We start from the raw sequence: 2,540 nt of genomic DNA, 5'->3' as shown, positions 1-2,540 counted from the left end.
GTCGTGGTGCGTGTGGGGGACGGCCCCGGCGGGCCGGGCCGGGGTCCGGCCGGGGCGTGTCAGCCGGTGGAGGTGGCGGACGAGCGGGCCGGGACGGTGAGCGTGGTGCCGTCGGAGAAGGTCACCGTGCGCTCGGCGTCGGCGTGGTTGTGCGCGGTGTAGGTGCGCACGCCGTCCTTCTCGAAGACCGCCGCGGTCGGGATGTCGGCGGTCACGTCGAGGTTGGGCGTGCCGACGGCGGCGAGGGTGTTGATCCAGTGGTAGGTGTGGGCGCGGGTGGCGCCGGCCTCGGGCTCGTAGGCGTCACCGTCGGCGTCGTAGGCGGCCTTGGCGGTCTCCGGGTCCACGAGGGCCTGGAACTGCCACAGCAGGTCGCGCCACTCCTCGAACGGCCCGCCGTTCTGCTCGACGAGGTGGTCGAGGTTGCGGTTGACGGCCTCCGGGTGGGCGCCCAGGTGCAGGGAGCCGCCGGTCAGGGGCAGCACGTTGATGCCGTGGATCTCCTCCGGGTTGGCGGTCCACCAGGTGGCGTACGCGGCGCCGGAGCCCCAGACCATGCCGACGATCGGGTGCTCGTAGTCGGCCGGGTAGACCTCCTGGTCGGCGTCGAACCAGTACTGGCGGATCGACTCGGCCTCGGTGGTCAGCAGGTAGACGCCGAGGTCGCGCAGTTCGTCGTTGCCGGTGGCCGAGCCCCACAGGATGAGGCCGGTGCTGAGGTTGACGGACTCGGAGGAGGACTCCTGGTTGTTGCCGGCGGCGAAGCCCTGGTGGCCGGAGGCCCAGCTGTGGCCGGCGTAGACGTCGAAGCCGCGCAGGAACGGGTAGCGGTCGTCGTCGCGGGCCGGGTTGGCGGTGTCGCGGATCAGCTCGTGGACCATGCCGCCCCACGCGGAGTCGTCGGCCCACTCGGGGTCGAACTGCGCGACGATCGCGGCGGCCATTACGAAGTAGCTGTAGTGGAAGTGGTGGTCGTTCAGCTCGGTGTCGCTGCCGAAGGACGCCGGGTACCCGGTGAGGGTGGACCACTCGGCGTCGTAGGAGAACTCGGCCGCGCCGCCGACGGTGAACCACTCCTCCAGGCGGTCCTTGATCAGCGTGAGCAACTGGTCGCGGGAGGCGGTGTCGCCGGCCTGGTCGGCGACGGTGGCGAGCTGGGCGAGCTTGCCGAGGTGCTTGCCGGTCCAGTAGGTGTCGGTGGCGCCCTCGAAGGGGTCGGGGGAGCCGAGGACGTCGGCGATGTAGCCGGCGAGGCGGCCGTCGTCGACGCCGTCGCTCTCCGGCAGCACGGGCAGGACGCCGGGGACGGTCTGGGTGGTGGTGAAGGAGTTGCCCTCGCGCAGCTTCATGGCGCCGCGCGGCGAGACGTACTCGTGGTCCAGGAGCGCGTCGTCGGTGTGCATCCACTGGTGGCGGTAGAGCGCCTGGATGGTGCCGGTCTCCGAGCCCTCGCGGGCCTCGGTCTCCAGCGTGTAGGTGGCGTTGACCTCGCCGGCGGCGGGGTCGTAGTCCCAGGAGACCTCGGAGCCGGTGACGAAGCTGAAGGCGTACCGCTCGAAGGTGCCCAGCGCGTCCCGCTCGGGCAGCAGGGCGACGGAGTAGTAGTCGTTGTCGCCGAGGGCGGCGGTCACGGAGGTGCCGGAGACGTTCCAGTCGCTGCCGGTGGGGGCGAACAGCGCGTAGTGGTTGCCGGCGACGGTCACGCCGAGGACGTTGCCCTCGTCGGCGAAGACCTCGGGGGGTCCGTTGGTGATGATCTCGGCGTCGCCGCCCGCCGCCTCGGCGTAGACGTAGGGCAGGCCGTGGCCGATGGTGGCGCGCAGTTCGCGGTCGCTGTCGGCCCAGTAGGGGGTGACGGTCCAGTCGGACCAGCCGTCGGCCTTGACGTCGGGGGAGTTGAGGCCGGTGACGCTCAGGGTGAGGTCGGCGGTGTGGTTGAACTCGTACTGCCGGCCCTCGCCCACGATGGCGTGGTTGGTGGGGTGGCCGACCTGGAGGCCCTCGGCGACGGCCTGGTAGGTGAGGGGGTGCCCGTACATCGGCTGGGAGTACGGGTTGTCCGCGTACCGCTTGAAGACGAGGGAGGACCACCAGTGGTTGGTGGGGACCGGCTCCCCGGCGACGGTGTCGGTGACCTGCGGCAGGACGGGGGTGCCCATGTTGTCGGTGGGTCCCTGGGCGCCGGCCGGGCGGGTCTCGGAGTAGCCGCCCTGGCCGACCGGTATCTCCGAAGCCCCGGCGGAGGGGATCACCACCACGCCGGTGACGGCCGCCGCCGTCGCCGCCGCCATGGTCGTCAGGGCGATCCGGCGCCGTCGCCGGTTCACTCGATGCTGGCTCATCTGCTTCCTCGGGGTGGGGTGTGGGGGGACGGGCTCCACTGGAAGCGGTTCCGGCGAACGCCGGAAGCGGTTCCGGGTTTGCGAAGTTATGAGCGGTCGAACGACCTGTCAACGCGTCTCGCACGGTTCCGGAACCGTGTCATTTTCGGCGGTGTTTCGTGCCAAAGAGCAGGTGGGAGGGGGTGTGAGGGGTCGTTC

At 71.1% G+C, this 2,540-nt stretch carries 1 protein-coding gene; it reads right to left on the bottom strand.

Annotated features, from left to right (window positions below; all coding sequences use genetic code 11):
* Nucleotides 1-59 precede the first annotated feature (59 nt).
* Entirely contained in the window at nucleotides 60-2,342 is a 2,283-nt protein-coding gene (locus FOE67_RS22515; protein WP_267133359.1) for a glycosyl hydrolase, read from the bottom strand.
* Nucleotides 2,343-2,540 lie beyond the last annotated feature (198 nt).

This window comes from Streptomyces calidiresistens, assembly GCF_014141525.1.
Taxonomy (GTDB): domain Bacteria; phylum Actinomycetota; class Actinomycetes; order Streptomycetales; family Streptomycetaceae; genus Streptomyces; species Streptomyces calidiresistens.
Note: the sequence above shows the minus strand (reverse complement) of the source record. Positions and strands in the feature narration are given on the sequence as shown.

What these genes read in the sequence shown, in the direction of transcription:
- FOE67_RS22515 (WP_267133359.1), bottom strand. Translation starts at nt 2,342, where the DNA reads ATGAGCCAGCATCGAGTGAACCGGCGACGGCGCCGGATCGCCCTGACG.